Origin of the sequence: Allobosea sp. Leaf344, assembly GCF_001426225.1 — a bacterium.
Classification (GTDB): Bacteria; Pseudomonadota; Alphaproteobacteria; order Rhizobiales; family Beijerinckiaceae; genus Allobosea.
Genome location: NZ_LMRT01000001.1, coordinates 940,124 through 965,679 on the forward strand (window position 1 = coordinate 940,124; position 25,556 = coordinate 965,679).

General features: G+C 61.6%; 18 protein-coding genes and 4 pseudogenes. 9 read left to right on the plus strand and 13 right to left on the minus strand.

Annotated features, from left to right (window positions below; genetic code table 11):
• Nucleotides 1–84: 84 nt before the first annotated feature.
• Nucleotides 85–540 (minus strand): annotated as a pseudogene (locus ASG72_RS20195) (integrase core domain-containing protein); the annotation flags it as partial.
• Nucleotides 541–689: 149 nt separating this feature from the next.
• Here ASG72_RS20195 and istA point away from each other — a divergent pair.
• Nucleotides 690–1,475 (plus strand): annotated as a pseudogene (istA, locus tag ASG72_RS04180) (IS21 family transposase); the annotation flags it as partial.
• 5 nt (nucleotides 1,476–1,480) lie between these two features.
• Nucleotides 1,481–2,442, plus strand: a pseudogene (locus ASG72_RS04185) (IS481 family transposase).
• A 250-nt stretch (nucleotides 2,443–2,692) separates the two neighbouring features.
• Here the strand turns inward: ASG72_RS04185 and wecB are convergent.
• The 5 genes and pseudogenes from wecB to ASG72_RS04200 form a co-directional block, all read right to left on the minus strand.
• Entirely contained in the window at nucleotides 2,693–3,805 is a 1,113-nt protein-coding gene (wecB, locus tag ASG72_RS04190; protein ID WP_056709312.1) for a UDP-N-acetylglucosamine 2-epimerase (non-hydrolyzing), read from the minus strand.
• Nucleotides 3,806–3,810: 5 nt separating this feature from the next.
• Complete coding sequence (locus ASG72_RS20575) at nucleotides 3,811–7,071, minus strand: glycosyltransferase (RefSeq protein WP_156395789.1); 3,261 nt, start codon at nucleotides 7,069–7,071, stop codon at nucleotides 3,811–3,813.
• Nucleotides 7,068–9,335 carry a glycosyltransferase gene (locus ASG72_RS20210; protein WP_082540063.1) on the minus strand — a complete coding sequence of 756 codons (2,268 nt, stop codon included), beginning with the start codon at nucleotides 9,333–9,335 and terminating at the stop codon, nucleotides 7,068–7,070. The genes ASG72_RS20575 and ASG72_RS20210 overlap by 4 nt, the downstream gene beginning before the upstream one ends.
• Nucleotides 9,336–9,460: 125 nt before the next feature.
• Nucleotides 9,461–10,661 (minus strand): annotated as a pseudogene (locus tag ASG72_RS04195) (IS256 family transposase).
• Nucleotides 10,662–11,119: 458 nt separating this feature from the next.
• The gene (locus tag ASG72_RS04200) at nucleotides 11,120–11,347 is read right to left on the minus strand and encodes a helix-turn-helix domain-containing protein (RefSeq protein WP_056709314.1); all 228 of its coding nucleotides are present in this window, start codon (nucleotides 11,345–11,347) and stop codon (nucleotides 11,120–11,122) included.
• Nucleotides 11,348–11,467: 120 nt separating this feature from the next.
• Between ASG72_RS04200 and ASG72_RS04205 the strand changes: the two genes are divergently transcribed.
• The 4 genes from ASG72_RS04205 (at nucleotide 11,468) to ASG72_RS04220 (ending at nucleotide 13,943) form a co-directional block, all read left to right on the plus strand.
• On the plus strand, nucleotides 11,468–11,863 hold the full coding sequence (locus tag ASG72_RS04205; protein ID WP_156395790.1) for a hypothetical protein: 396 nt from the start codon (nucleotides 11,468–11,470) through the stop codon (nucleotides 11,861–11,863).
• 255 nt (nucleotides 11,864–12,118) lie between these two features.
• On the plus strand, nucleotides 12,119–12,856 hold the full coding sequence (locus ASG72_RS04210; RefSeq protein ID WP_082540064.1) for an ERF family protein: 738 nt from the start codon (nucleotides 12,119–12,121) through the stop codon (nucleotides 12,854–12,856).
• Nucleotides 12,853–13,482, plus strand: coding sequence for a lambda exonuclease family protein (locus ASG72_RS04215; RefSeq protein ID WP_056709320.1), 630 nt, complete (start codon nucleotides 12,853–12,855; stop codon nucleotides 13,480–13,482). The genes ASG72_RS04210 and ASG72_RS04215 overlap by 4 nt, the downstream gene beginning before the upstream one ends.
• A complete protein-coding gene (locus tag ASG72_RS04220) occupies nucleotides 13,479–13,943 on the plus strand; it encodes a hypothetical protein (protein WP_056709322.1) in 465 nt (154 codons plus the stop codon). Before ASG72_RS04215 ends, ASG72_RS04220 begins: the two co-directional genes overlap by 4 nt.
• Nucleotides 13,944–13,961: 18 nt before the next feature.
• Here ASG72_RS04220 and terL read toward each other — a convergent pair whose 3' ends face one another.
• From terL to ASG72_RS04250, 6 genes are all read right to left on the minus strand, one after another.
• Nucleotides 13,962–15,398, minus strand: a complete 1,437-nt coding sequence (gene terL, locus ASG72_RS04225) for a phage terminase large subunit (RefSeq protein WP_082540065.1) — start codon at nucleotides 15,396–15,398, stop codon at nucleotides 13,962–13,964.
• Complete coding sequence (locus ASG72_RS20580) at nucleotides 15,391–15,810, minus strand: DUF5681 domain-containing protein (protein ID WP_156395791.1); 420 nt, start codon at nucleotides 15,808–15,810, stop codon at nucleotides 15,391–15,393. The genes terL and ASG72_RS20580 overlap by 8 nt, the downstream gene beginning before the upstream one ends.
• Nucleotides 15,800–17,182, minus strand: a complete 1,383-nt coding sequence (locus tag ASG72_RS04235) for a DNA methyltransferase (RefSeq protein WP_082540066.1) — start codon at nucleotides 17,180–17,182, stop codon at nucleotides 15,800–15,802. The genes ASG72_RS20580 and ASG72_RS04235 overlap by 11 nt, the downstream gene beginning before the upstream one ends.
• A gap of 660 nt (nucleotides 17,183–17,842) precedes the next feature.
• A complete protein-coding gene (locus tag ASG72_RS04240) occupies nucleotides 17,843–19,258 on the minus strand; it encodes a mannose-1-phosphate guanylyltransferase/mannose-6-phosphate isomerase (protein WP_056709327.1) in 1,416 nt (471 codons plus the stop codon).
• Between the two features lie 126 nt (nucleotides 19,259–19,384).
• A complete protein-coding gene (locus ASG72_RS04245) occupies nucleotides 19,385–20,806 on the minus strand; it encodes a phosphomannomutase (RefSeq protein WP_056709329.1) in 1,422 nt (473 codons plus the stop codon).
• A 160-nt stretch (nucleotides 20,807–20,966) separates the two neighbouring features.
• Nucleotides 20,967–21,308: a hypothetical protein gene (locus ASG72_RS04250; RefSeq protein WP_056709331.1), complete on the minus strand. Its 342-nt coding sequence runs from the start codon at nucleotides 21,306–21,308 to the stop codon at nucleotides 20,967–20,969.
• A 230-nt stretch (nucleotides 21,309–21,538) separates the two neighbouring features.
• On the opposite strand from ASG72_RS04250, the gene ASG72_RS04255 reads away from it, so the two are divergent.
• The 3 genes from ASG72_RS04255 to ASG72_RS04265 all read left to right on the plus strand — a co-directional run bounded on the left by ASG72_RS04255 (nucleotide 21,539) and on the right by ASG72_RS04265 (nucleotide 24,519).
• On the plus strand, nucleotides 21,539–22,276 hold the full coding sequence (locus tag ASG72_RS04255) for a haloacid dehalogenase type II (protein WP_056709333.1): 738 nt from the start codon (nucleotides 21,539–21,541) through the stop codon (nucleotides 22,274–22,276).
• 87 nt (nucleotides 22,277–22,363) lie between these two features.
• A complete protein-coding gene (locus ASG72_RS04260) occupies nucleotides 22,364–23,998 on the plus strand; it encodes a GMC family oxidoreductase N-terminal domain-containing protein (protein ID WP_056709335.1) in 1,635 nt (544 codons plus the stop codon).
• Nucleotides 23,995–24,519 (plus strand): hypothetical protein, encoded by a 525-nt coding sequence (locus ASG72_RS04265; protein ID WP_056709338.1) that lies wholly within the window; start codon nucleotides 23,995–23,997, stop codon nucleotides 24,517–24,519. The genes ASG72_RS04260 and ASG72_RS04265 overlap by 4 nt, the downstream gene beginning before the upstream one ends.
• A gap of 49 nt (nucleotides 24,520–24,568) precedes the next feature.
• Here the strand turns inward: ASG72_RS04265 and ASG72_RS04270 are convergent, their stop codons facing one another.
• The gene (locus ASG72_RS04270) at nucleotides 24,569–25,540 is read right to left on the minus strand and encodes a D-2-hydroxyacid dehydrogenase (RefSeq protein WP_056709339.1); all 972 of its coding nucleotides are present in this window, start codon (nucleotides 25,538–25,540) and stop codon (nucleotides 24,569–24,571) included.
• Nucleotides 25,541–25,556 lie beyond the last annotated feature (16 nt).

The following is a 25,556-nucleotide window of genomic DNA, read 5'->3' on the forward strand; positions in this document are numbered from 1 at the left end:
CCAGTTCGAAACTCGTTCTGGCCAATTATGGGCCTGCCCCCGATGCTGGACCGGCTCGCTGGCCGCTTCCAGGGGGTAAAACGGTCACCGCGGGCTGCATGCCGGTGGCCGATTGACGAGCGATATCGGGGTCTTGTTTCCGATCGCACTATGAGGTCGTAGCTCGTTGTACTCCCTTCGCCAAGCCTCCACTTTCTCCCGCGCATCGGGCAGGCTCATGAACCAGTGGGCGTTAAGACATTCAGTCCGGAACTTCCCGTTGAACGACTCGATGAAGGCATTGTCCGTTGGCTTGCCCGGGCGGGAGAAGTCGAGGGTGACGCCGCGCTGATAGGCCCACAGGTCGAGGTCGCGACTGACGAACTCGGTACCTTGGTCGACCCGGATACTGGCCGGGAAACCATGGGCTGCGCCGACCTGCTCCAGCACCTCGACGACGTCGGCGCCGCGGAAGTTGAAGCGAACGTCCAGCCCCGGCGAGAACCGGCTGAAGGTGTCGACGATGGTCAGAACCCGCAGCTTGCGGCCAGTGGCGAGCTGTCGCTGGGCGTTGAATTCTCCCTGAAAGTGGGCGCCGAGAATTCCCTGGCTGGCGTCCTTGCCTGAAGCTGCGGGGCGCGCCCCGCAGCTTCAGGCTTTCCACCTGTCGTCGATGATGTCCGCCGTGGGAACGGCAGGGGGCGGCGGCGGTGGTCCAGCTTGGAGAACTGATGATGATCCTGGATCTTCACCGCCAGGGACTGTCCGTGACGGCGATCGCGCGTCGCACGGGGCGTGATCCCAAGACGATCCGCAAATTCATCGAGCGGGGTCTGGAACTGCCGGCCTACGGGCCGCGCCAGGTTGGCCGGCCCAACAAGATCACGCCCTATCTCGATTATGTGCGCGAGCGGATCGCGGCCTTCCCCGAACTGACGGCGACCCGCCTGACGCGGGAGTTGCGCGAGCGCGGCTGCACCGGCGCCTATACAGCCGTGAAGCGGTTCGTGGCGGCGATCCGGCCGAGCGACGGCCCCAAGCCTTTCGAGGTTCGCTTCGAGACGCCTCCCGGCCATCAGGCCCAGGTCGACTTCGCGCGCTTCGTCACGGTGTTCGAGGACGAGCCCGGCATCACCCGGATCATCTGGCTGTTCTGGATGGTGCTGGGCCATTCCCGGCACATCGTCGCCCGCTTCGGGCTGCATCAGGATCTGCAAACCCTGCTGCGTTGCCATATGGCCGCGTTTGCCGCGATGGGCGGCGTGCCGATCGAGATCCTCTACGACCGCATGAAGACGGCGGTGACGGGCGAGGACGATCAGGGCCACATCGTCTACAACCGGTCCCTCCTCGCGCTGGCGAAGCATTACGGCTTCCATCCACGCGCCTGCCGGCCCTATCGGGCCAAGACGAAGGGAAAGGTCGAGCGCCCCTTCAGCTATATTCGCAAGGACTTCTTCCTGGCGCGCTCGTTCCGGAATCTCGACGATCTGAACGCGTTATGGCAGGAGTTCTTCACGGCAGCGCCCGCACGACGCCGCGAGTTCGAGCCGAGCTCCAAGCGTCGCAAGAGACGACCAGTGTCCTTGCCAGACGATATGGGCTGAGCCGAACGACCGTTGCGAAATGGCGTGAGCGGACGTCGACGTCGGACGCTCGGATGGGGCCCCGCGATCCGCGCAGCACGGTTCTTTCCTTGGCTGAGGAAGCGATGGTCTTTGAGTTCCGTCGCCGTACGCTGCTGCCACTCGACGACGTTCTCGGCTGTCTGAGAGACGCTATTCCGGCGCTGACGCGTTCGAGCTTGCATCGTTGCCTGGAGCGCCACGGCATCTCACGGCTTCCGCAAAGCGAAGAGAAGGCTTCAAAACGAGGCACGTTCGCCGCGACGACGATCGGCTACGTCCATATCGATCACTGCGAGCTGCGCTTGGCTGACGGCAAACTGCACATGTTCCTGGCAATCGATCGCGTCTCGAAGTTCACCTCGAGTTCCACGATCGCACCAAGATGCTGAACGGGACTGCTTTCCTGGAGAACGTGATCGCAGCGTTTCCCTATGCGATCCACACGGTCCTGACCGACAACGGTATGGCCTTCGCCGACCTGCCGAAGAACCGCAATGGCATCTCCCGACAGTGGGGGCCGCCCATGTTCGACCGCCTCTGTCTCGCACACGGCATCGAGCACAAGCTGACCAAGCCCTATCATCCTTGGACAAATGGTCAGGCCGAGCGGATGAACCGCACGATCAAGGACGCAACGACCAAGGTCTTCCACTACCCCGACCTCGAAAGCTTGAAGGCTCACGTGCTGGCCTTCGTCGCCGCCTACAACTTCGCCAAGCATCTGAAGGCTCTGCGATGGCGAACGCCATTCGAGGCCATCTGTCAGGCATGGACGAAAGACCCGTCACCCTTCAAGATCAACCCGCGTCACCTCATGCCGGGACCAAACACCTAAGGAGCCAAATCGTTCTTGGCGCGAAGCTGATGCCCGACAAAGCCTACGACGCCAAACCCTTGCGCGCGCTCGTCAATTTACCCTACAGCCTTAGCCAACACTCGCCCAAGATAACCGGACAGACCTGATCTGCGTTAGCCGCCTCCTCTATAATGACAGGAAACTAATCAAGCGCTTCTTCACCAATATCAAGCTCCGCCGCATCGACACATCACGAATCGCCGCGACCAAACACCTAACCCCAGTTCGCTCATTCATTCGAGAAATGCGCCTCCAAAGCATTGACGATCTGTAAACTCGCGGTCCCATCCCCGTACGGCGAGCGCCCTTTAACCATAGCCTGGTAGTGTACCGAATGTCTCAGCACTCGACCGATCGACTCGACTATGTAATCGGCATCAGATCCTACAAGTATGGCGCACCCGTCTTCAATAGACTCAGGACGCTCTGTGGAGTTGCGCGCTACGAAAACCGGTTTTCCGAGGGCCGGTGCCTCCTCTTGAATCCCACCGCTATCTGTCAAGATTACAGTAGCAGCACGCATCGCGGCAACCATGTCCGGGTAGTCCAGCGGCTCAGTCAACTCTATACGTGAAACGTTTCCAAGCAACTCATAAGCAATAGAGCGCACGTTTGGATTTGGATGAACCGGATAAAGAACTGAAAGGTCGGGAAACTCTTCGGTCAACCTCAAAACCGCGCCGAAGATTGAGCGGATAGGAACTCCAAAATTCTCTCTTCTATGCAATGTTAACAATAACTTTCGCCCTGCATCATCGCTGATCTCTCTTTTTTTATTCTGGCGATCAGTCCAAAACAACGCATCAATAACCGTGTTACCAGTCATTAGTATTTTTTCTTTTGATATACCCTCGTCGCAAAGCGCATTGTACGCCCGCCACGTCGGCGCAAAATTGAAACGACTTATTAAAGAGACGACCAGTCTGTTAAATTCCTCTGGAAAAGGCTGCATCAGATCGCCCGTTCGAAGTCCTGCCTCAACGTGGGCAAAAGGGACTCCGGCGTAAAAGCAGGACTGGGCGGCGGCCATAACTGTCGTGGTGTCCCCCTGCGCTATTACAAGATCTGGCGCACTGTTCGCCAAAGCCTCTCCCATCCCGACCAAAATGCGCGCGTTAAGCCCGGATAAGCCCTGCCCAGGAGCCATTACCTCAAAGTTGCGATCCGCCTTGAGCTCAAAAAATTCGAGCAGCGGGTGAAGTAATTCCCGGTGCTGCTCTGTGATCCAGACCTCAACTATAGTCCAATTACGTCGCTGCAGCTCCCAAATCACAGGTGCCATCTTGATGGCTTCCGGGCGCGTGCCGATCACGCAAACAATGCGCTTTTTCGAAATGCTCATCTTTATCAATACTCCGCTAACGCTTTCAACTGGCTGCTACTATCCGATATAGACACCCGAGCCGATTCCGACCGTGAAAACGGTAGCTCATTCAAACCGAAATCGACCAAAGAAAGGCTAGCCTTTCGAGATATGAAAATGTCCCGGCCCAGTTCAATCGTCACTGTCACATTATGAACGCCTGGACGCAGCCGTGCTGCGATCTCGAAATCCAGCCTTAAGCCGTCATCAGCAAGCTGCTCATAAGCCAAATTTCGCCCAGAAGCATCAATACTAAAAGTGCTGTCGACCAAATTAAACCCATCGCGCACGATACGCACCATGACAAGATAGTATCCTTGCTTGACTATAAAGACCGGTATTAGCCAGTGATAGGTCTGGCCTCTTCTGTGCCGACCGGCAGCCAATGTCAGAACTCGGCTGTTCCCGCCCCGCTCTAAGAGTGGGGAAGAATAGCTTTCCGCACGAGGCCCATTGTATGCGCCACGGACGATATATTTTTCGACGACTGCAGGAGCTGCATCCATCTGTGATTCTCCCCTGGGTAGCATAGCGATCACGCTAGCCGCCCGGTCCAACCAGGTATTGGACAGCGCAAAACGCTGCGCTTCGTCCGATCGGCTGTCAACGCGACCGGCATCCAAACGCCTTGACACCTCAAAGACAAACATGTCCGAATCGTCGCAAATCGAGACAGCGGACAAGCTGTCAGCTTGCGCTATTGCACGGATCTCGTCGAGATCGGTGCAGACAACCTCCGTGCCCGATGCGAGATACTCGTATAGCTTAACTGGATTAGTTACGTGAGTAATCTTGTTAGGGATAAACGGTAAAATTGCGAGATCGATTGCGATCATTATGCTCGGAACCATCTCATAAGGAACTGCCCCCGTAAATATTACGTTTGGCGAGCGCGCGACTGCAGCCACTCGGTTACGCACCTCAGGCGATATTGGTCCGACAATGACAAAATGGTCAAAAGGCCGATCTGCAAGCAGGCGCTCTAGCAAATCGAAATCGAACCATGGTGCGATAGCCCCAACATAGCCGATGGTTTTTTTTGCTGCCTGCCCAGCCCAACTAATTCCGAGTAGATTTCTTACATTAGCAGCGTCATACTCGACGCCAGCGTCAAAGTGGCTAGGCCAACATGCATTCTCAACCAATATGATATCCGGACGGATTTCGGTGAAGCGCTCCTTGAGTACGCGACTAGATGTCGTAACATAATCGGCATGTTTTAAAAACAACTGAACTGCCTCCAGATATAGCTGGTCTTCGTGGAGACTTGGTTCGTCAATCAAATCGAACCAAACTTTGCGTTCGTTGACCGCGTAATTTGACGCTCCGTTAGTGAAACTATCCCGCCGATCTCGTGGCAATGAAGTTAACCAATCATTTGCGGCGGAGCCCAGCGCCCAAACATGGTAAGCGTAGTATACATAAAGTAAGCCACGATCTGCATATACAATCGCATCCTTCCCTAGTATCTCTAGCCTGCCATCATCAGCAGATTCAGCAGACTCTTGTTTCCTGTCTTCGACAAAAATGACATTTTGCTTTAGGCTCGATAACGCTCGCATTAGGTGATGAGGTCGCTGTAGAGGGAGTTTGTTGCTTGAACTAGCCCACACTATTCCGCCCGTGCCGACATGAATGATCGTGGAGGGCGTGGCCTGTTCCACGGCGGAAAGCTTTTTTCGAACGACATTACCAGGCAGATTGCGAAGGAGAACAGTTCGCCAAACAGAAGCCCACTTTTCTTTCGAGAACGCCCTTGCAGACTCTCGGCCGGCTTTCTGTAGGCGTTTTCTAAGCGGCTTGTCATTGATGAGTCTGCGAATTGCCTGATGAAGGTCATCGCGGCGGGGTGCAATAAGCAAACCGTTCAACTCATCGATTATAATATTAGAAAGCCCCCCAACGTCAGTAGCAATAACTGCGTTGGCAGAAGCCAACGCCTCTAACGCTGACAAAGATGTCCCCTCTGACTGTAGAGTGGGAATAACAGTGATATCTGCACTCCAATAATAACCACTCATTGCTTCTGGTAGCGATACAATATGCTTAACGCGATTTGGATACATTGATGAAAGCATATCAACGTGGGTCTTTTCCCGGTCATCGCTATCGCCTAGGAATAAAATATCAACATTGTCAAATTCTTCAATAATTTTCGGAACGATATCGGCTAAGAGCCAATACCCCCTAGGACTGTAGAGCCTCCTCGGGTAAAGGACGCTGATCCGCTCATCTTCTACTTTCCGATGGGCAAAAAATTCGCTTCCAACGTAATTTGGCACGTAGGCAAGTTTAGCAGCAATGTCCGGCCGCGTCGCTCTCAACACGTTGATCGAATTCGCATCAACCGAAATACACTCGTCCAGATGTAATATAGAACTAAAAACGTCCCTACTGACGTGAGGATCCAGCAGTGTCGAATTAGGATGATCCCAATAAACTCCGTGACAAATTCCGATTGACGGCCTATGTACATTTGCAACGCCTAATGTGAAGGGTGAGTATATATTTACATCACCGGGTTCAGTTAACTTGGAAAAATCTACACTTAGATCAAAAATACTATTTTTCCATGGAATACTTATCACTTGTATTCCCCGGACGCTACGCTTCCAGTGCCGGCTGCCGCCCTGATAAATTATGACTTCATATCCCAAATCTCTCAAGATTTCAACAAGGTCAAAAATGTATCGCTCCGCTCCTCCGGGATATACTCGCTGTCCGCCAAAATCGAAAAACGTAACTGTATAAATGTGCGCGACACGGGAGTTCTCAATAGAAACTATTCGTGCTGGGATTTTCTCCGAAAGGAATGCGTCACTTGATTCGATATTCGCATTATTGATTTTGTTAACAATCAGTTGCGGCCGGCGCAAAGCAATTTCTTCTCTTATAAATCTGGAGAATTCCGATGTTGAAATATCGAATTTTTCTTCAACTGACGCTAGCAGTTCGAGGGCATCCTCTTCGCAGCCGACCTCAACGAGCTTTTGGACTGCAGTGAGATGTCCTTCCAAAAATGATGGGCGAGCCACGACAACCTCTCTAAGTGCTGTAACACCATCGTCGATGGCACCTAGGTCTAGTTTTTTAATAGCGTCCGCTAGGTAGGCCCAGTCATCACCTCCGCTCGCCTTTTCAGTCTGGTCGAAGAGCGTTGCTCCTTCATCAATTGCGCCCGCATATGCTTCCCACAAGCTTCTCGCGGACCGCTTATTCGCACTCTCATTTGGCGTGTCATTCATTTGTCAGTCACTCGCAGACGTTCGTGTTGTTTGTATCTCACCAGCCGGCGGGCCCAGCCTGACGAACATTCAATATCCCTCAGGTGGATCGATATCGGGTCGCCGCCCCCGGGCGCCCCCCCCGCTCCCCTGCTGATCTTCCCGCCGTAGCGAGCAGCTGTCGCAATGGTCTCGAATTGCTCGAAGGAGGAACATCCGTCGATCCAGATCGGAGGATACTGAGCAAGGATCGCTTGCCCTAATGACTGTGCACGGAGGCTCCAGTCATTATCCAAGGCAAACTGCCGTCTTTCGGCAGCTTTACCGATATTGTCACCATAAAATTCGGATCGAATTGCAGCGGCAAAAGCTTGTGGTGTATGCGCAGTCTCAACTAGGCCTGCCAGCTCCTCAAGCTCCGGGATTGGTGTGGCGACAACCGGCTTGCCGCTAGCTAAATATTCGTAGACTTTCACGGGATTAGTGGAAAACGTTAACTGATTAATCTTGAACGGTATGATTGCAACGTCAAACCTCGACAATTCCGTCGGAAGTTGTTCATATGCTAATTCACCTTTTATGTAAACGTTACCAAGTTTGGCAATCTCGGAAACTTCCACCGTCGGCTCGCCTATGAGCAAAAAGTCAAAATCCGAGCAGATTATTGCCACTTGATGTAAAAGAGCTAAATCAAACCAGTCAGCAATGGCGCCGTAGTAGCCAACGACCGGGCGGCGATCGCGATCACTGCGGATCCGGGTCGAGCAGACGAAACGTTCGTTCTCCGCTCCGTTCCTGATCAATACAGCATCGCCTCTTGTGCAATCCAGAAGCAGTGGCCTTGAAGCGCAGATCACCGTGTCAGCGAGGCTCAGACAAAGCTTCTCAAACTCGTCGAGCTTTTCGGTTGCGCCAGAAAAAGCCGCATTCGAATCCAGATAGTCAAATAACAAAGGTCCGCGAGCTGTTCCGGCGACCGTGTCATACCAACCGGGATGTTGGACGAGCAACGCCGCGTCATCAATCTCTAGCTCAGCTATTAGCTTTGTCAGGCAAGCCTCAAGCTCGGGGCAACGATGGGATATTTTGTCGAGGGAATGTACAGAGGCAGGAAATCCCTTTGGAACAGTGAAGCGAACCTCATAAATATGGGGGAATGGGCAATCGATAATGCGCCATCCCGACGATGTTCCTGTCTGCTCAAACGTTGGCGATATATAAAGCACTGATGCGCCAAGCTTGGCGAGGCCTTCCGCAAGATGCTGCGGTCTCTGCTTTCTATAATGCCAATCTATATTGGCGAAAATAATCGCGTGAATGCCGATGAGTGGACCACTGCGGTGGCGTGATGGGTGACTGAACCGGCGAACAAACTTGGCATGAGCTGTTGCCGATTGCCCCTTCCCCGCTTGTCGCGTGAACTCTCGACCCGCAGCGAGAGCGACGCGGGCAACGGTCAATTGTAAGGCAACATTGAGATTGTTGGAATTAGCAGCGTGGGCTAACCGAGTTTCGGCTTCGCCTGGCGAGTATCCACTGACAATTCGCAATTCATTGACTGCTTCTCGATGTTGAGGGTCGGCATTCACTGCCCTCGCGAAAAATTCAGCTGCTTCGCTCGATCGTCCTTCCGATTTTTTTAACCGGCCCAACTGCAGCCATGCGTCTACAGAATTTTCCAGCGCAGCTCCTGCGCGATAACAGAGTTCGGCTTTATCTTTGATATCCAGCTCTTTAAGACAATGCCCAAGTTGTATCCATATGTCTGCGTGGGAGGGGTCTAATTGCAAAGCTGATTCGTAGTGAACACGAGCGGCGCTCCACAGCTTATCTACGGCCGCCAAGCCACCTAGGCCAACGTGCACGGCATATCTCAGCTCCTGAGCTGATTCAGCTGTTTGGTGTAAAAGTTCTTCTAGAATACACTTAGCAACGGCCCTGTTCCCTGCTGCCCCCTCTAAATTACCGAGATGCAGAGATGCGTCGGGCGAATGGCAAGGATCACCAAGTGACACGGCACGTTGATACGAGGCTCTCGAAGCAGCTATGTCGCCGAATTCCTTGTACGCGTGCCCTAGTTGGACCAATATATCAGCACGATGAGGGGCGCATCGCACCGCTTCGGCATATGAATCAATCGCGCTCTGCCATTCGCGCTGATCGCGCGCCATGTTGCCCTGGTCGATTGCGCGAATGATGCCCTCTGGATTAGTCGCCGCAGTAGTAGCAAGCAGCTCGACCATTCGCGTACGCAAGGCAAGAAATATTCGACGATAGATCTTCATCGTTTGCTAGCGAGCGTTCCAGCTTAACATAAATTTTGTCGCTGCCATATGTCTTGTAACCCTCTAGGCGGGCGAGTTTTTGCGTGGCCCATTTGCTTCGGTCAACCGATCCACTGCCGTCTGTTTCAGCAGTGCCGTGTAACATCCATTACGGATCGATTCAACATACAGGGCTTTTTTTTCGCCATTCGATTGACTTGATTTTTCATGACCCACTCACGCGGCTCTTCCACTCCTTTTTGGAGTGGTTCAAGACGAGGAAGAGGAGCTTTGTTGCGGCCTCGTCGGTTGGAAAGTGTCCTCTGGCGCGCACGGCCCGGCGCAGCTTGGCGTTCAGCGCCTCGATCGCGTTGGTGGTGTAGAGGATGCGACGGACGTCTGCCGGGAAGGTGTAAAGCAGCACGACCTCGCGCCATGCGCGCCGCCAGCTCTGGGCGATCACCGGTTAGCGGTGGCCCCAATGCCCCTCCTCGAAGGCATTGAGCGCCGCCTCGGCGGCGGCGGCATCGATGGCGCGGTAGATGTCCTTCAACGCGGCGGCGACGAGCTAGCGCTCCTTGTAGGAGACGATGTCCAGGCTGTGGCGCAGCAGGTGGACGATACAGGTCTGAACTATAGTCTCCGGAAAAACGACCCGGATTGGGTCGGGGAAGCCCTTCAGGCCATCTATGACGGCCAGCAGGATACCATCGACGCCGCGGTTGCGCAGCTCGTTCATGACGCGCAACCAGAACTTCGCGCTCTCGTTTTGCTCCAGCCAGAGACCCAAGATCTCCTTGGCGCCGTCGGCCCGGACGCCGAGCGCGATGTGAACGGCCTTGTTGCGGAAGACGCCCTCGTCGCGGATCTTGACGCGCATGGCATCGAGGAAGACCGGCTCCAGCGGCCTTGCCTGCCAGGCCGCGATCTCCTCCAGAACCGCGTCGGTGACCGCGCTGATGAGATCGGGCGAGACGTCGATGGCATAGAGCTCGCGCAGATGCCCGACGATCTCGCGGGCCCTCATGCCTCGGGCATACATTGAGACGATCTTGTCGTCGAAGCCGGGGAGGCGGCACTGATACTTGGCGATCAGCTGCGGATCGAACGTCGCCTGTCGATCGCGCGAAATCTCCAGCTCGATCCGGCCGGTCTCGGTCGTCACGGTTTTGCGGCCGTAGCCGTTGCGGCTGTTGCCGGACTCGTTGCTCGCCAGATGGTGATCGATCTCGGCATTCAGGGCCCGCTCGGCGAAGGCCTTCTTCAGATCGTCGAGCAGGCATTGGGGTCGAAGGCCGTCTTGGGATCGGCGCCAGACAAGAGCTGGTCCAAAAGCGCGTCAGGAATGCCGGGGGGCTTTGCGTCGTGCCACCGGGAACCTCCATCGGATCCATTTTGCCCACCCGCACAGGCAAACCCTGACGTCCCTTGTCGATGGCCTGAGAGCTTCCCCGACCCGAGAACGTCGTCAACCGGCAGCAGCGTGTGGCGCCGAAACTTAAAAGCCGTGGCTTCCTCAGCACAGGCGTGCACTATGCTGCGCGGATCGCGGTGGGCCATGAGAATCCGACGTCGACGTCGGCTCGCGCCACTTCGTAACCGTGGTTCGGCTCAGCCCGCATCGCCGGGCAAGAACGCTGGTCTTCTCTTTCGTCGCTTGGAGCTCGGCTCGAACCCGCGGCATTGTGCGGGTGCTGCCGGGAAAATGCCCGGGCCATAACGCGTCCTCCGCATCCCGCGCAGAACAGCGTCACGACTTCGGGACCAAAAACTCACTCGTTGAAGCTGGTTAAGCCGAGTCTTGATCACTTCCTTAGTTTGACCCCGGTGCCCTCTCCGTCCGCCGCGATAAACACCACCCCTGCCGCCTCGAGCGCGAGTTTGATCCCAAGCAGGTTGTTATGAGTTGGCGTCCGCCTGCCCTTTTCGAAGTCGCGGATGGTCGAGAGCCCGAGGTGGGCTGCGGCGGCAAGGTCTGACTGCGACCATTCGATGAGGGCGCGGGCGGCGCGCGACTGGGCTGGCGTGATCATGAAGCGTGGATAGCATTCAGCAACGATTTCTGTCGAGCCTCGACAGTTGCGGTTGACTGCTGGCCGGACCCGACGCTAACCGTCGTTCATCGACAATAAACGTTGATGAGGTTGAGTGTCATGTGTCTGATCACCACGGCTGACGGCCGAACCATCTTTTATCATTCCGCGATCATGAGGCGCGCCCACGAGCTCGGACGGTTCGCCTTGCGGATGTGTCGGGATGCTCAGGAGCGCAACTTTCAGCGCTCGCACTGGCTCAAGCGCGCCTGGGCGGAAGCAAGGAGCGAGCGTTCGGAGCTTGCTAGGCGCGTGGCGCAGGATGCGGACCGACGCGCCTGGCTGGAACATCGCGCCCGCGAGAGTGCTGCGTTGATCGCCGCCTATGGCCACAACCGGTCAGCGATCGAGGGCGCACTGCTGCGGGAGAGCATGCGCGACCGGATGGATTTCGCGCGGGTTGCGCAACTTGAAGCGGCTTTGGCAGCCCTGCCTCAGCGCCATCAGCTTCATTGAGGGCGTCATGGACAGCATCATCCGCATATCCCGATCATCGTCTGCCCCGGTCGATGGCTTCCAGCCTCTGGCTGAGCTGGACAGTGCAGAGCCCTCTTCCGGCAGCCCGTCAGCACCGCAGCCTGGAACAGCTCTAACCCCACGTGTTCGTCAGACCCCCGCCGAGCTCGCGACCGAGTACCGGCGCTGGATCGTGCGCGGCAGCAACGGCGTTTCCGCTGCTCTTTTGTCCGTCTTGGCCCACCCGGGAGAACGATGATGAAGCTCGTCACGGCTCACAGCTCGCCAGAGCCGATCTCTCCCCTCTTCGCAATCGCGCCGCTGGCGATGCTGAGCCAGGCGGTCGAGCGCGGCGCATCGCCCGACACAATCGAACGGCTGATGGGGCTGCACGAACGCTTTGAAGCGCATCAGGCGCGCAAAGCCTTCGACAACGCCATGGCGCAAGCCAAGGCAGAGATCCCTGTGATCCTGAAGAAGCGGGACGTCACGCTTGGGTCCGGGTCAAGGCGCAACGCCTATCGCTATGAGGACCTCGCCGAGATCGCCCGAACGGTCAATCCGATCCTGTCACGACACGGATTGTCCTACCGGTTCCGGACCTCGGTCGAGGACGATCGGGTGATGGTCACTTGCATCGTCTCGCATCGCGATGGCCACGCGGAAGAGAACCAGATCAGCGCGGCCAAGGACGAGAGCGGCGGCAAGAACGCGATCCAGGCGATCGGCTCGGCGCTGACTTATCTGCAGCGGATGACGCTCAAGGCCTCGCTGGGCCTAGCCGCCGCTGAGGACGATGACGGTCAGGCGACAGGCACGCAGCTGCCGATCGATGGCGACCAGATCCGCGAGATCCTGACCCTGCTCAAACAGAGCGGCACGTCGAAGGCTGCCCTGCTGCGCTTCTTCAAGATCGAGGCGTTGCCCGATCTGCCGGCGATCAAGTTCCGGCAGGCGACCGACATGCTGACGGCCAAGGGGAAGCGCGCATGAGCGCCATCGAGATCGTCACTTGCCAGCAGGGCTCGCCTCAATGGCTGGCCGCCCGGCTAGGCATCCCGACCGCCTCAGAGTTCGCGAGCATCATGGCCAAGGGACGCGGCGGCAGCGAGAGCCGCACCCGCCAGACCTATCTCTACAAGCTCGCAGGCGAGATCATCACCGGTGAGCCGATGGAGAGCTTTGGCAACGGACATATGGAGCGTGGCAAGCTGATGGAGGAGGAAGCCCGCTCCTACTACGAGTTCATGACCGATACCGCTTGCGAGCCCGTCGGCTTTATCCGCAACGGCCGCAAGGGCGCCTCACCTGATGGACTCATCGGGGCGAACGGCCTGGTGGAGATCAAGACCAAGCTGCCGCACCTCCTGATCGAGGCGCTGCTGCGCGACGAGTTCCCGCCAGAGCACAAGGCGCAGTGTCAGGGTCAGCTCTGGGTGGCCGAGCGGGAGTGGATCGACATCGCGGTCTATTGGCCGGGCATGCCGCTGTTTGTCACCCGCGCCACCCGCGACGAGGCGTTTATCCGCGAGCTGGCCGAGGCGGTCGAGATCTTCACCGCTGAGCTCGACGCGACAGTCGCGCGGGTGCAGGGCCATCGGCTGCAGAGGGCAGCATGAGCTCTCGCCGCGAGTTCACCCGTGCGCAGAAGGCCGAGATGCTGAAGCGCGCCATGGACGGCCAAGGCCAGATCCGCTGTGAAGGCTGCGGGCTCAACATCACCGGCAAGGTCATCGAGTTCGACCACATCGTTGCCGAGGCGCTTGTCCTCGATAAGACCGTGCTTTTAACCAGCCGCGATGGTCGCGTACTCGGACGCGATTGCTGTCACCGCGTCCCAGGCGGCAAGACAGCCCGGGACTGCGGCGATATCGCCGAGGCCAAACGCCGCGAGGCCAGGCATCTCGGCATCCGCCGCAGCGAGCAAGCCAGAAGAACAGGCTTTGGGCGCCCAGCTCCGCAACGCACGGCCTCGCGCCCGCTCGCCAAGCCCGCCGCCTGGCGGGGGTCGGGAGCCGCCACTGTTCAAGCGGCGCCAGGGGATCAGCGCGAGGTTGGCTGCGATCGCGACCCCTGTTGATAGCGGGCGGCTCGGCCTTCAGCTCGGACGAGCCCTTAGCGACTTCGGCCGAACAACGCTCTGGGGCCGCGGCCGCTCCACCGGCGTGCGGGCCGTGAGGTATTTCAAAGCCTGGCTTGTGGAATCGACCTGATCGTCATTGCGCCCGGCCGGGAAGGCCAGCAGCTCCGAGAGATAGCCTACCAGCCAATCTGCCGAAAGAGGCAGATAAACCTGGCCGCCCTCGAAGCGTGCCGCCTGGGCCAGCAGCCGCGCCGTCTTGTCGAACCGCGCCTGCTGGAGCAGCGGGAACAGCTGGCCGGTGCGCCGCAGGTCCTGCGACAGGGCCCGGCCAAGCTCGGTATCCTCAACCAGCGTCGCGTCGACAGCGTGGGCCTTTGCCACTTCGACCATGCGCCGACGCAGCTCCGGGCTCTCCCAGCGGCCTCGGATCACGTCGAGCAGATAGAACTCCTGGCCGATCGCGCCCCAGACGGTCCCGACCGACCAGTCAGAGGCCTCGCCGATGGTCGAGGCCGTATCCCAGGAGGCCACCACGCGCTCGAGCGCGACCGGCCTGTTGTCATAGTAGCGCAGCCAATCACGCTTGATCACATTGCCTTCCGCCGGCAGCGGGTTTTGCTGATATTGGGCGGAGAAGTTCTGCGTCCCGAGATTTTTGCGCGCGGCTTCGAGCCAGGCGGCCGGTTCGCGGCCGGGATGGAGGATCTCGCCGGCTTTGCGGCAATAGACCTCCTCGGCGCCGTCACCGAGGCGGTAAATCTTATCTTCCGGAGCGATCGCAGGGATCGACAGCACCTCCCACTCCTCCTTGTCGAGGACGTGGCCGACCAGATCGTCCTGATGCAGGCGCTGCATCACAATGATGATGGCGCCATTCAGCTTGTCGTTCAGCCGGGAGTACAGGGTCGAATCGTAGAACTCGGTCACGCGCCGCCGTTCGGCAGCCGACAATGCGGCGTCCAGGCCCTTGATTGGATCGTCAATGATGATGAGGTCGGCGCCGCGTCCGAGCACCGAGCCACCGACGGAGCCCGCAAAGCGCGAGCCCCGGTCTGTGGTGATCAGTTCGCCCTCGCGGTCGCTTTTGATCCGGAAGCGCGGGAAAAGCTTCTTGAACCAGGCGCTGCCAACCACAGTCCGGAAGTCGAGCGCGTGCTTGCGGGAGAGCTCGTTGGCATAGCTGATGGCCATGATCCGCTTGCGCGGATCATGGCCCATCACCCAGGCTGTGTAGGCGATCGTGACGCAGATCGACTTGGCCGAGCGCGGCGGCACATTGATGATGAGCCGCTTGCACTCGCCGCGCGATACCCGCATCAGTTGATGAGCAATCGCATAGATGTGCCAGTTGTCGAGATAGGGTGTGCCTGGCTCGAGCGTGCCAAAGCACTGCACGATGAAGCTCCCGACGTCCTGACGCAGCAATGCGTTGAGCTCGGCCCGGCTAGCCATTGACCGTGCCCCCTGGCTTAAACGGGCGGGTCTTGCGCAGCTCGATCACCATTTCCTCGCTCTCAGCGAGAGTATCGTCCTCACCGATGACATCGCTCTTCGGCAACTGCCCGATCAGCTTGATGATGTCCTTGCGCGCCGCGCTATCGCCTTTCAGAGCGGCCTCGGACGTCTTGCGCACAAACGCTTCAAAGAGCGAAACATTCTTAGACTTGCCATTCTTTGTCACTTGGATCGGCTCCGCAAGCACTTTGGCCAAGACGTCGAACGGATCAAAATGCAGCTGGCAGCTGCCCTTGCCTTTGCGCTTACCGGAGGGATTGCCGCTCTGGCCTTTCTTGAAGCGGCTGTGCTTCGGGGGAGATTTGTAACCGACGGGAGCGTCGGGCGGCTCAGGAGGCTCAGTCGACATCAGAGCCTCCCTCGCTCGCAGCCTCAGTCGCCACGGCGTCGCCCCGACGGAACGCTGCCATCTCGCTGAAGGTCAGCCCCGTCTCGCTGTGGCGCGCCTCGCGCTTGAACAGCTTCTCCCAACGCCGGATCGCGACGTCGACGTAGAGCGGGTCGTACTCCATCAAGTAGCCGCGGCGCTTGGTCTTGTGCGCCGCGATCAGCGTCGTTCCGGAGCCGCCGAAGGGATCAAGGATGATCCCGTTGGGCTTCGAGCAGTCCTTGATGGCGTCCATCACCATCACGCAGGGCTTCACCGTCGGGTGTGCCGCCAGATCCTCCATCCGGCCTTTGCGGAAGGTGTTGGCCCCGGCATAGGTCCACAGCGTCGTGCGATACCGCCCGTGCTTGCCAAGCTCGATGTTGTTGATGTGGGCCGCCTTGCCGACCTTCCACAGCACCACGAACTCAGTCTGGGAGCGATAGAGCGAGCCCATGCCAGCATTGGTCTTGGCCCAGCAGATCACCGTCTTGAGCTCAGCGTAGACGCTGTGCCCGGCGGTGAGGAGCTCGTGGAGGTGAGCCCCATCCATGCAGGTGTAGACCAGCGCTCCGTCCTGCGAGGCGCCGCGGATACCCTCCAGGGCCTGCGTCAGGAACCCAGTGAACTCAGGCTTGCTCATCTCGCCCGAGGCCATCGCAAAGGGGCGGGGCTTGAACTCGCCGAGCCCTCCGACGCTGTTTGCCGCGAGATTGTAGGGGGGATCGGTGAACGTCATCTGGGCGAACTCACCGCCCAGCAGACGCTCGTAATCGGCCGGTTCCCGCGCGTCGCCACAGAAGAGCCGATGGTTGTCGAGCAGCCAGCGATCGCCGCGGCGGCTCACGGCGCGCTCCGCCACGGGGCCCACCTCGTCGGCGGGGTCGGTCTTCGTGACGCTCTCCGTCTCCGCACCGTTCAGCAGGATGTCGATCTCGGGCGTCTCGAACCCGGTGAGATCGATCTCAAAATCGATCTCGATCAGGTGGCCCAGCTCCAGCCGCAGCAGGTCCGGATCCCAGCCCGCAGCCTCGGCCAGCCGGTTATCTGCGATCCGGAGGCCGCGGATCTCCGCCGGGTTAAGGTGATCAAGCACGATCACCGGCACGGTCTGCAGCCCCATGCGCTTGGCTGCGGCGTAGCGGCCGTGACCGGCGACGATCTCATCGTTGATGTCAACCGCGATCGGGTTGGTGAATCCGAACCGGACCATGCTCGCGACGATCTTGGTGATCTGGCTATCGGAGTGTGTGCGGGCGTTCCGATCCGAGGGCCTGATCTCGTCGATCGGGCGCTCGATCACCTTGAGCTGAAGATGCCGGGGCAGACCGGGTTGCACCCCGGTGTCCGTCATTGGTCTGGTCCGATTGCGGACCGTGGGCCGGGAGGTATTGGTAGAGGTCATTGGCGTCGTCTCCGTTGGAGAACGACCTGGCCATCATTGAGCAACACTCATGCTGTACCGGCCCTGCCCCGCGAAATCGCGTTTCAGGTTATACAACGATGAGGGCTGCTCACTGATCTCCAGTGATAATGCCTCGATCTAAGTGTGCCAAAAAGTCAGACGAGGTCGAACTTGGGCTTCAGCTGCAAAGGCGCAGCCGTCTCTCCATATCCGCACCCGATCGGCCTGCCAAGTGCCAAAGTGATCATTTTTTTAAATGAATACAGTGTCTTAGTCCGCTGGGCGGTCGATGCCTTTGACTGAAGCCGGTACAACGATCCTTGCAACCGCCTGTGACACTCCCTGCACGGTACCGGAAAATTCCCTGCGTTGAGCAGCCATAGTTCCCGCACGAATAACGGCTTCGGATCTACAAGTGCCCGCCACTGCCTCAGAAATTGGCCCGACAACAGTCCCTGGCGAGGTGAGCGCTTCGGTTTCTGGTTCTAAATTCCCTGCAAGCAGGGAATGCGCAATTCAAAATAGCCGGGGATCAGATTACGGGAGGCGCCCTCGTTGCGGTCGGAAGATTTGGGCGAGGTGAGCCATGGCCCAAGCCACCTTGCCCTCTCACACCCGCTTATAGACATCCTCATACCGCACGATGTCGTCCTCCCCGAGATAGCTCCCGGACTGGACCTCGACGATCTCCAGCGGGATCTTTCCCGGGTTTACCAGGCGGTGGACGCAGCCCAGCGGGAGGTAGACCGATTCGTTCTCGCGCAGCAGGAGCTCCTCCGTGTCGCGAGTGACCAGCGCCGTGCCCTGCACGACCACCCAGTGCTCGGCGCGGTGGTGATGGCTCTGCAGGGAGAGCTTCTGGCCGGGATCGACGAGAATGCGCTTGACCTGGTAGCGGCCGCCGAGGTCGAGCGTCTGGTAATAGCCCCAGGGGCGATACACACGCAGCGAGGCGCTGACGCTGCGATGGCCCTGGGTCTTCAGCTGTTCGAAGGCGCCCTTCACCGCTTCCGCCTTGTCGCGATGGGCGACCATCACCGCATCGTTCTCGACAATGACGACGAGGTTTTCGACTCCGATCAGCACGGTCAGCGGCCCGGTGGTCTGGACATAATTGTTGCGGCTGTCGACGAGCGCGACCTCGCCGCTCGTGGCATTGCCGGCCGCGTCCTTGGGCGAGGCGGCATGGACGCTCGACCAATTGCCGACATCCGACCAGCCGAAGGAGGCCGGCACGACGCTGGCCCGTTCGGTACGCTCCATCAGCGCGTAGTCGATCGATTTTTTCGGGGCGCGGCCGAACGCCTCGGCATCGAGCCTGACGAAGCCGAGATCCTCCTCGGCGCCGGATACGGCGGCTTTCGCGGCCGCGACCATCTCGGGCTCGAAGCCTTCGAGCTCGGCCAGGAAGGCGTCGCTGCGGAACAGGAACATGCCGCTGTTCCAGACATATCCGTCGCGGATATAGCGCTCGGCCGTCGCCGCATCGGGCTTCTCGACGAAGCGAGCGACGCTGTGGACGCCCTCGCCCGTGGCCTCGCCCGGCTGGATATAGCCATAGCCGGTGGCGGGATGATCGGGGACCATGCCGAAGGTGACGATCCGGCCGGAACGGGCGGCCCCGTCGGCCTTCGCGACGGCTGCGAGGAAGCCGGGCTCGTCGAGGACGAGATGGTCGGAGGGCAGCACGATCATGCAGGCGCCGGGGTGGCGCGCCTCGACGAAGGCCGCGGCGGCGGCGATGGCCGGGCCGGAATCGCGGCGCGCCGGCTCGAGCAGCAGCGCGCCCTGCATTCCCATCTGCATCATCTGGCTGGCGACGAGGAAGCGGAAATCCGCATGGGTGACGATGACCGGCTCGGCGAAGAGCGGACCCCTCACCCGCGCCAGCGTCTTCTGGAACATCGATTCCTCGCCCAGCAGCGCGATGAACTGCTTGGGGAAGGATTCGCGCGAGGCGGGCCAGAGGCGTGAGCCCGCTCCGCCGCAGATGATGACGGGAACCATCAGCTCTGTCGTGGCCATGGGCTGTTCACCTTCGGAGGGCGGGCGGAGAGGCGGGCCCGTTCGGAATCATGCTGGCAATGGATGGCCGAAGGCGCTGTTGTCAATGCTCGGCCCGGGGCGCGGATGCGCCTGATCCTCACGGGCTCACGCGCCCCGCATCTGCGCCGACGCGAAGGCGAGGTTGTCCTGCAGCAGCGTCTCGGCTTCCGCCTGATCCGCCGCCTCGACATAGATGCGCAACTCCGGCGCATTGCCGGAGGCGCGGAAATGCACGGTCGCGCCGTCGCCCAGCGTCAGCCGCAGCCCGTCGCGCCGATCCCGCGCGCTGACGCCGCCATGGGCCGCGAAGGCCGCATCGCGGAAGCCTGGATCCTCCGCGTCGAGGCGGGCGATCAGCGCCGCCGTGCGCTCCTGCGGGATCTCCTGCAGGCGGTTGGACAGCGCCACGGCGAAGCGGGCCTGGGCGGCTAGCGCGCTCAGCGGCTGTTGCGTCTCGGCGGCCAGGACCAGCACCGCGAGGATCGGCAGCATCGCATCCCGCGTCGGCAGCGCCTTCAGCACCCTACCATCGCGCGTGACGTCCGAGCCGAGCAGCAGCCCACCATTGGCCTCGAAGCCGATGATCGTCTCGGCGCCCTCGGCTTTCGCCTGCTCCATCCCGGCAATCACGAAGGGCGAGCCGACCCTGGTGCGGACCACCGAGGCGAAGAGCCCCGGCCGGTCCAGCGCCGAATTGGAGGTGACGGGGGTGACGATCGTCTCGACACCCAGCAGCTTCGCGGTCAGCGCCCCCAGCAGATCGCCGCGCAGGAAGCGGCCGGTCTCGTCGGCGACCAGCGGCCGGTCGGCATCGCCATCGGTCGAGACGATGGCGTCGAGCCTGCGCTCCTTCGCCCAGTCGCGCGCCAATTCCTCGTCTTCGGGGCGCAGCGCCTCGGTGTCGACCGGGATGAAGCGGTCGCTGCGGCCGAGGCTGACGGTCTCCGCACCGAGCGCCCGCAGGATCTCGCCGACGAGGTCGCGCCCGACGGCGGAATGCTCATAGACACCGATGGTCATCCCCTGCAGCACGCGGCCGAAAAAATCGACATAGCGGGCGCGATATCGGGTGAGGACGTCGCGCGAGGCCGGTGTCACGGTGACAACGGGCATCCCGTCCAGCGCCAGCGCGGCGTGATGAGCGAGAATGCGCTGCTCGTCGGCTTTGTCGATCTCGCCCGAGGCGCGGTAGAATTTCAGCCCGTTGCGGTCATCGGGGATATGGCTGCCGGTGACCATGATCGCCGGGCTGCCCGCCTGCATCGCCGCCATCGCCAGGGCCGGCGTCGGCACCGCGCCGCAATCGACCGGGATCAGGCCGGAATCCGCGATCGCCTGCGCGCATTGAGCGGCGATGAGCGGGCTCGACGCGCGCAGGTCGCGGCCGATCAGCACCTCGCCGATGCCGGCTCCATCATCCTCGCGCAGCATGGCGCAGAAGGCGCGGACATGGGCGTAGCTGGGCAGGCCGACCAGCTCGGTGACGAGGCCGCGCAGGCCGGAGGTTCCGAATTTCAGGCTGCTCATGTCCGGCCGTTCGAAGAGAGGCTGATTCAGTGTTCGGCCCTCAGCCCGAGGAGCCGCGTCGGCGGCGTCTCGACAGGATGAGGGCTCGGTCGATCGGCCTTGTCTTAGCCCGAACCCTGATGGCCTGTCATGGCGCCGCCCCCGGGTTCATGATCGCGGGTCATCGCCTGAGCTTGATTGCCGCTTGCGATTGCTGGCAGGCTCCGGCGCCGGCCATCCTGAACTGCCGCTCGGCTTCGGCGATGCTGTGCTGATAGCCACCCTCGGCCAGGCGCAACCTGATCTCGTCACCGCCCGTCACGCACAAGACGTCGCGCCACATCTTGCGCAGATCCGCATCTGCGCTCTTCCAGCCGAGAAACCCGCTTCCGCAGCGCTTGTTCGCGACGGCCGCCATGGCAGCCTTCGACAGCGCGTCGGCGGAATGCTGGGCGCACTCGGCCGCAGCGACCCGGGCGAGCGAGACCAGGATCAGCGGGGCGAGCGCGAGGGCTGTACGCATGGCGGCCTCCCAAGCGGCGACGGGCTCGGCGAGTGATCGCGAATGCTGCGCCGATCAATCGAGCGCTTCAAGCCTTGCAACCGGTGCCAACCGAATCGTGAGGGAAGCTGCGGCAGGCAGGCATGTCATGGCACGAGACTCGCCGGCGCGATGGGATCGCGGAGTCGCTGGACGCTTCGCCTGTCCGGATGATCTAGTGGCCCGCTCTGATCGCAGCCGGGGATCCGACCATGACCATCAAGGCCTTCGTCTTCGATGCCTATGGCACGCTTTACGACGTCCAGTCGGTCGCGGCTGAAACCGAGGCCGCTTTTCCCGGCCATGGCGAGGCGATCACGCAGATCTGGCGGATGAAGCAGCTGGAATATACCTGGCTGCGCTCCGGCATGGGCGATTATCGCGATTTCTGGCAGGTCACGCTGGAGTCCCTCGCCTATACGCTGGAGGTTCTCGGGCTGTCCGCCTCGGCGGAGACGATCGCGGGGCTGGCCGGCGCCTATGACCGGCTCGCGCTCTATCCCGACAGCGCGGCGGCGCTCTCGGCCCTGTCGCAGCACCGCTTGGCCATCCTGTCGAACGGCAGCCCGACCATGCTGGCGGCGCTGATCGCGCAAAGCGGGCTCGAGGGGCGGTTCGAAGCGGTGCTCAGCGCCGATTCCGCCCGCGTCTACAAGCCCGACGCCCGCTGCTACCGGCTGGTCGGGGAGCATCTCGGATTGCTGCCGGAGGAGGTCGTCTTCGTCTCGTCCAACGGCTTCGACGTCGCCGGCGCCAAGCATTTCGGGTTCAGGGTGGCGCGGATCGCGCGGGTCTCGCCTGCGGCGCTGAAGGCGGAGATCGCGACGCAGAGCCCGATGCCGCCCAGGACGATGTTCAAGGCGCTGCGCATGCAGGAGGAGCATCTCGGGCACCGGCCGGATTGGGTGATCGGCTCGCTGGCGGAGCTGGCGGGGCTGGTCGGTTCCTAGCGCCCGGCCGGGCCGAAGGTGGGATTGCCGCTGCCGCGCAAGCGGCCTAACCATCGCTGCCGCAACGCCGGAGCCTCAGGACGCGCCATGACCGATCCGCAACGCCGCAGTCTCGGCCGCTTCGATTATGTCGTGATCGGCGCCGGCTCCGCCGGCTGCCTGCTCGCCAACCGGCTTTCGGCCGATCCCCGGCGCAAGGTGCTGGTGCTGGAAGCCGGCGGCAAGGATGACTGGATCTGGTTCCACATCCCGGTCGGCTATCTCTATGCGATCGGCAATCCCCGCGCCGACTGGCTGTTCAAGACAGCGCCGCAGCCGGGACTCGGCGGGCGCGAACTCGCCTATCCCCGCGGCAAGGTGGTCGGCGGCTGCTCGGCCATCAACGCGATGATCTACATGCGCGGCCAGGCGGCCGATTACGATGGCTGGCGCCAGCTCGGGCTCGAAGGCTGGGGCTGGGACGATGTGCTGCCCTATTTCCTGAAGCACGAGGACCATGTCGCGCCCGGCCCCAACGGCTTCCACCGCTCGGGCGGCGAATGGCGGGTCGAGCATCCCCGGGTGCGCTGGGACATTCTCGACGCGGTGCGCGACGCCACCGCCGCGGCGGGCATCCCGAAGATCGAGGATTTCAACACCGGCGACAATGAGGGCTCGGCCTATTTCCAGGTCAATCAGCGGCGCGGCCGGCGCTGGAGCGCCTTCCGCTCCTTCCTGCTGCCGGTGCTGGACCGGCCCAATCTGCGGCTGGAGACGCATGTTCTGGTCGAGCGCGTGGTGGTGGAGAACGGCCGCTGCAGCGCCGTCGAGTTCAGCCATGGCGGCGAGCGGCTGAGCGTCGAGGTGGCCGGCGAGGTGGTGCTCAGCGCCGGCGCCGTCGGCTCGCCGGCGCTGCTCGAGCGCTCGGGGCTCGGCGATGGCGCCAGGCTCCAGGGGCTCGGCATCGCGACAAAGGCGCATCTGCCGGGGGTCGGCGAGAATCTGCAGGACCATCTGCAAATCCGCCCGGTCTACAAGGTGGAAGGGGTGCGCACCCTGAACGGCGATTATGCCAGGCTGTGGCGGCGGCCGCTGATGGCGCTGGAATATGCGGTGATGCGCACCGGGCCGCTGACCATGGCGCCGTCGCAAATGGGCGCCTTCACCCGCTCCTCGCCGGATTATGCGACGGCCAATCTGCAGTTTCATTTCCAGCCGCTCTCGCTCGACAAATGGGGCGACGGGCTGCACCGCTTCAACGCCTTCACCGCCAGCGTCTGCAATCTGCGCCCCACGAGCCGCGGCAGCGTGCATGTGACCAGCGCCGATGCGTCCGCGCCTCCCGGCATCTCGCCGAACTACCTGACCACCGACGAGGACAAGCGCGTCGCGGTCGATGCGCTGAAGCTCACCCGGCGCATCGTCGCGCAGGCGCCTCTGGCGCGCTTCCGGCCGGAGGAGCATCTGCCGGGCCCCGCAATCGAGAGCGACGACGATCTGCTGAAGGCGGCGGGGCTGCTGGCGACGACGATCTTCCACCCCGCCGGGACGGCGCGGATGGGGCGGGAGGACGATCCGCATGCGGTGCTGGATGGGCGGCTGCGGCTGCGCGGCGTCTCCGGCCTGCGCGTGGTCGACGCCTCGGTGATGCCGAGCATCACCTCCGGCAATACGGCCGCGCCGACGATGATGATCGCCGAAAAGGGCGCGGCGATGATCCTCGAGGATGCCCGCGCCCGATGAGCGCGGCGGCCCGCCCGGGGCTGGCACGCCGGCTCGCGCTCGGGCTGCTCAGCGCCCTGGCGACGCTGCTGATCCTGCTCGACGAGCTGGTCCGCCCGCTCTACCGGCCGCTCGCCCGATGGGTCGCGGCGCTGCGGCTGGTGCAGCGCATCGAGGGCTGGATCGCGACGCTGCCGCGGCTCGCGGTGCTGATCCTGCTCGCCATCCCCTTCGCCATCGCCGAGCCGCTGAAGCTGGTCGGGCTGGTGATGATCGGACATGGCCGCGTGATGGGCGGCTTGCTCGTCATGGCGCTCGCCTATCTCGCCAGCATCCTGATCGTGGAGCGGATTTTCCGCGCCGGCGAGGCCCAGCTGCTGAGCTATGGCTGGCTCGCCCGGGCCGTCGGCTGGCTCGGCCGGCTGCGCGGCCTCGTCCTGGATTGGGTGAGGCGGCAGCCGCTCTACCTCGCCGCCCGTGCCGGCGCTGCCGCGGCGCGCGAGCGGCTGCGCCGGCTTTGGCTGCGCCTGCCGAGCGGCTGAGGCGAGCGGCCCTTCGCCCCCTCGGCGGCGGCGGGTCCCGCTCGCCGGATCAGACGATCTGGTTGCGGAGCGTGGTCTCGCCCTTGGTGAGCCGGCCGAGATTCTCGACCAGGATGTCGACGACATTGTCCTCATAGGCGCGCGTCTCGCCGGCGCTGTGCGGGGTGACGACGACCTGCGGCAGCGTCCAGAACGGCGAGGATTCGGGCAGCGGTTCGTCATGGAAACAGTCCAGCCCCGCGCCGGCGATGCGGTTCTCGGTCAGCGCCGCGAGCAGCGCCGCCTCGTCCACCACCTTGCCGCGGGCGACGTTGATCAGCAGCGCCGAGGGCTTCATCGCCGCCAGCGCCTGCGCACCGATCAGCCCCTCGGTCTCCGGCGTCAGCGGGCAGGTCAGCGCCACGATATCGGCCTGCGCCAGCACCTCCGGCAGCTGGTCGGGGCGGACCACGGCCTCGATGTGAGGCTGCTTCTCGGGGCTGCGACGCACGCCGATGACGCGCATGCCGAAGGCCGAGGCCAGGGCCGCCAGCCGCAGCCCGATGCGGCCGAGGCCGATGATCGCCAGGGTCTTGCCGCCGAGCTCGTCCTCGCGCCGGCCGCGATCGCCGATCATCGGCCGCCAATGGCGCGCGGTCTGGTTGTCGCGGGCGAGGTGGATCTGCCGGGTGAGCGAGAGGATCAGCGCCATCGCATGTTCGGAGACCGCTCGCTCATTGGCACCCTGCGCGCTGGCGAGGCGGATGCCGGCCGCGGCGAAGGCGGCCTTGTCGTATTGGTCGGTGCCGGCGCTGACCGATTGCACGAAACGCAGCTTCGGGCAGAGCGGGATCAGCTCGTTGCGCCACATGCCGGAGACCACCATCACATCCGCCTCGGGCGCCCGCGCCTTCAGCTCCTCCAGCGAGCGGACCTCGAAGCTGCGGGCCGTGCGGCCCCGTCTGTCGAAGGCGGCCTGCAGCTGATAGGCGGCATGGGCGAAGCAGATGGTCAGGTCGCTCTCGTTCGGCATGGCTGGCATAGGGTTCTGTCCTCTC

Bases quoted from the DNA above. Each gene is read 5' to 3' on its own strand.
- ASG72_RS04240 (WP_056709327.1), bottom strand. From the start codon at position 19,258: ATGGCCACGACAGAGCTGATGGTTCCCGTCATCATCTGCGGCGGAGCG.
- ASG72_RS04210 (WP_082540064.1), top strand. From the start codon at position 12,119: ATGATGAAGCTCGTCACGGCTCACAGCTCGCCAGAGCCGATCTCTCCC.
- terL (WP_082540065.1), bottom strand. From the start codon at position 15,398: ATGGCTAGCCGGGCCGAGCTCAACGCATTGCTGCGTCAGGACGTCGGG.
- ASG72_RS04270 (WP_056709339.1), bottom strand. From the start codon at position 25,540: ATGCCAGCCATGCCGAACGAGAGCGACCTGACCATCTGCTTCGCCCAT.
- ASG72_RS04235 (WP_082540066.1), bottom strand. From the start codon at position 17,182: ATGACGGACACCGGGGTGCAACCCGGTCTGCCCCGGCATCTTCAGCTC.
- ASG72_RS04200 (WP_056709314.1), bottom strand. From the start codon at position 11,347: ATGATCACGCCAGCCCAGTCGCGCGCCGCCCGCGCCCTCATCGAATGG.
- ASG72_RS04260 (WP_056709335.1), top strand. From the start codon at position 22,364: ATGACCGATCCGCAACGCCGCAGTCTCGGCCGCTTCGATTATGTCGTG.
- ASG72_RS04220 (WP_056709322.1), top strand. From the start codon at position 13,479: ATGAGCTCTCGCCGCGAGTTCACCCGTGCGCAGAAGGCCGAGATGCTG.
- ASG72_RS20580 (WP_156395791.1), bottom strand. From the start codon at position 15,810: ATGTCGACTGAGCCTCCTGAGCCGCCCGACGCTCCCGTCGGTTACAAA.
- ASG72_RS20210 (WP_082540063.1), bottom strand. From the start codon at position 9,335: ATGAAGATCTATCGTCGAATATTTCTTGCCTTGCGTACGCGAATGGTC.
- ASG72_RS04255 (WP_056709333.1), top strand. From the start codon at position 21,539: ATGACCATCAAGGCCTTCGTCTTCGATGCCTATGGCACGCTTTACGAC.
- ASG72_RS04250 (WP_056709331.1), bottom strand. From the start codon at position 21,308: ATGCGTACAGCCCTCGCGCTCGCCCCGCTGATCCTGGTCTCGCTCGCC.
- ASG72_RS04215 (WP_056709320.1), top strand. From the start codon at position 12,853: ATGAGCGCCATCGAGATCGTCACTTGCCAGCAGGGCTCGCCTCAATGG.
- ASG72_RS04265 (WP_056709338.1), top strand. From the start codon at position 23,995: ATGAGCGCGGCGGCCCGCCCGGGGCTGGCACGCCGGCTCGCGCTCGGG.
- wecB (WP_056709312.1), bottom strand. From the start codon at position 3,805: ATGAGCATTTCGAAAAAGCGCATTGTTTGCGTGATCGGCACGCGCCCG.
- ASG72_RS20575 (WP_156395789.1), bottom strand. From the start codon at position 7,071: ATGAATGACACGCCAAATGAGAGTGCGAATAAGCGGTCCGCGAGAAGC.
- ASG72_RS04245 (WP_056709329.1), bottom strand. From the start codon at position 20,806: ATGAGCAGCCTGAAATTCGGAACCTCCGGCCTGCGCGGCCTCGTCACC.
- ASG72_RS04205 (WP_156395790.1), top strand. From the start codon at position 11,468: ATGTGTCTGATCACCACGGCTGACGGCCGAACCATCTTTTATCATTCC.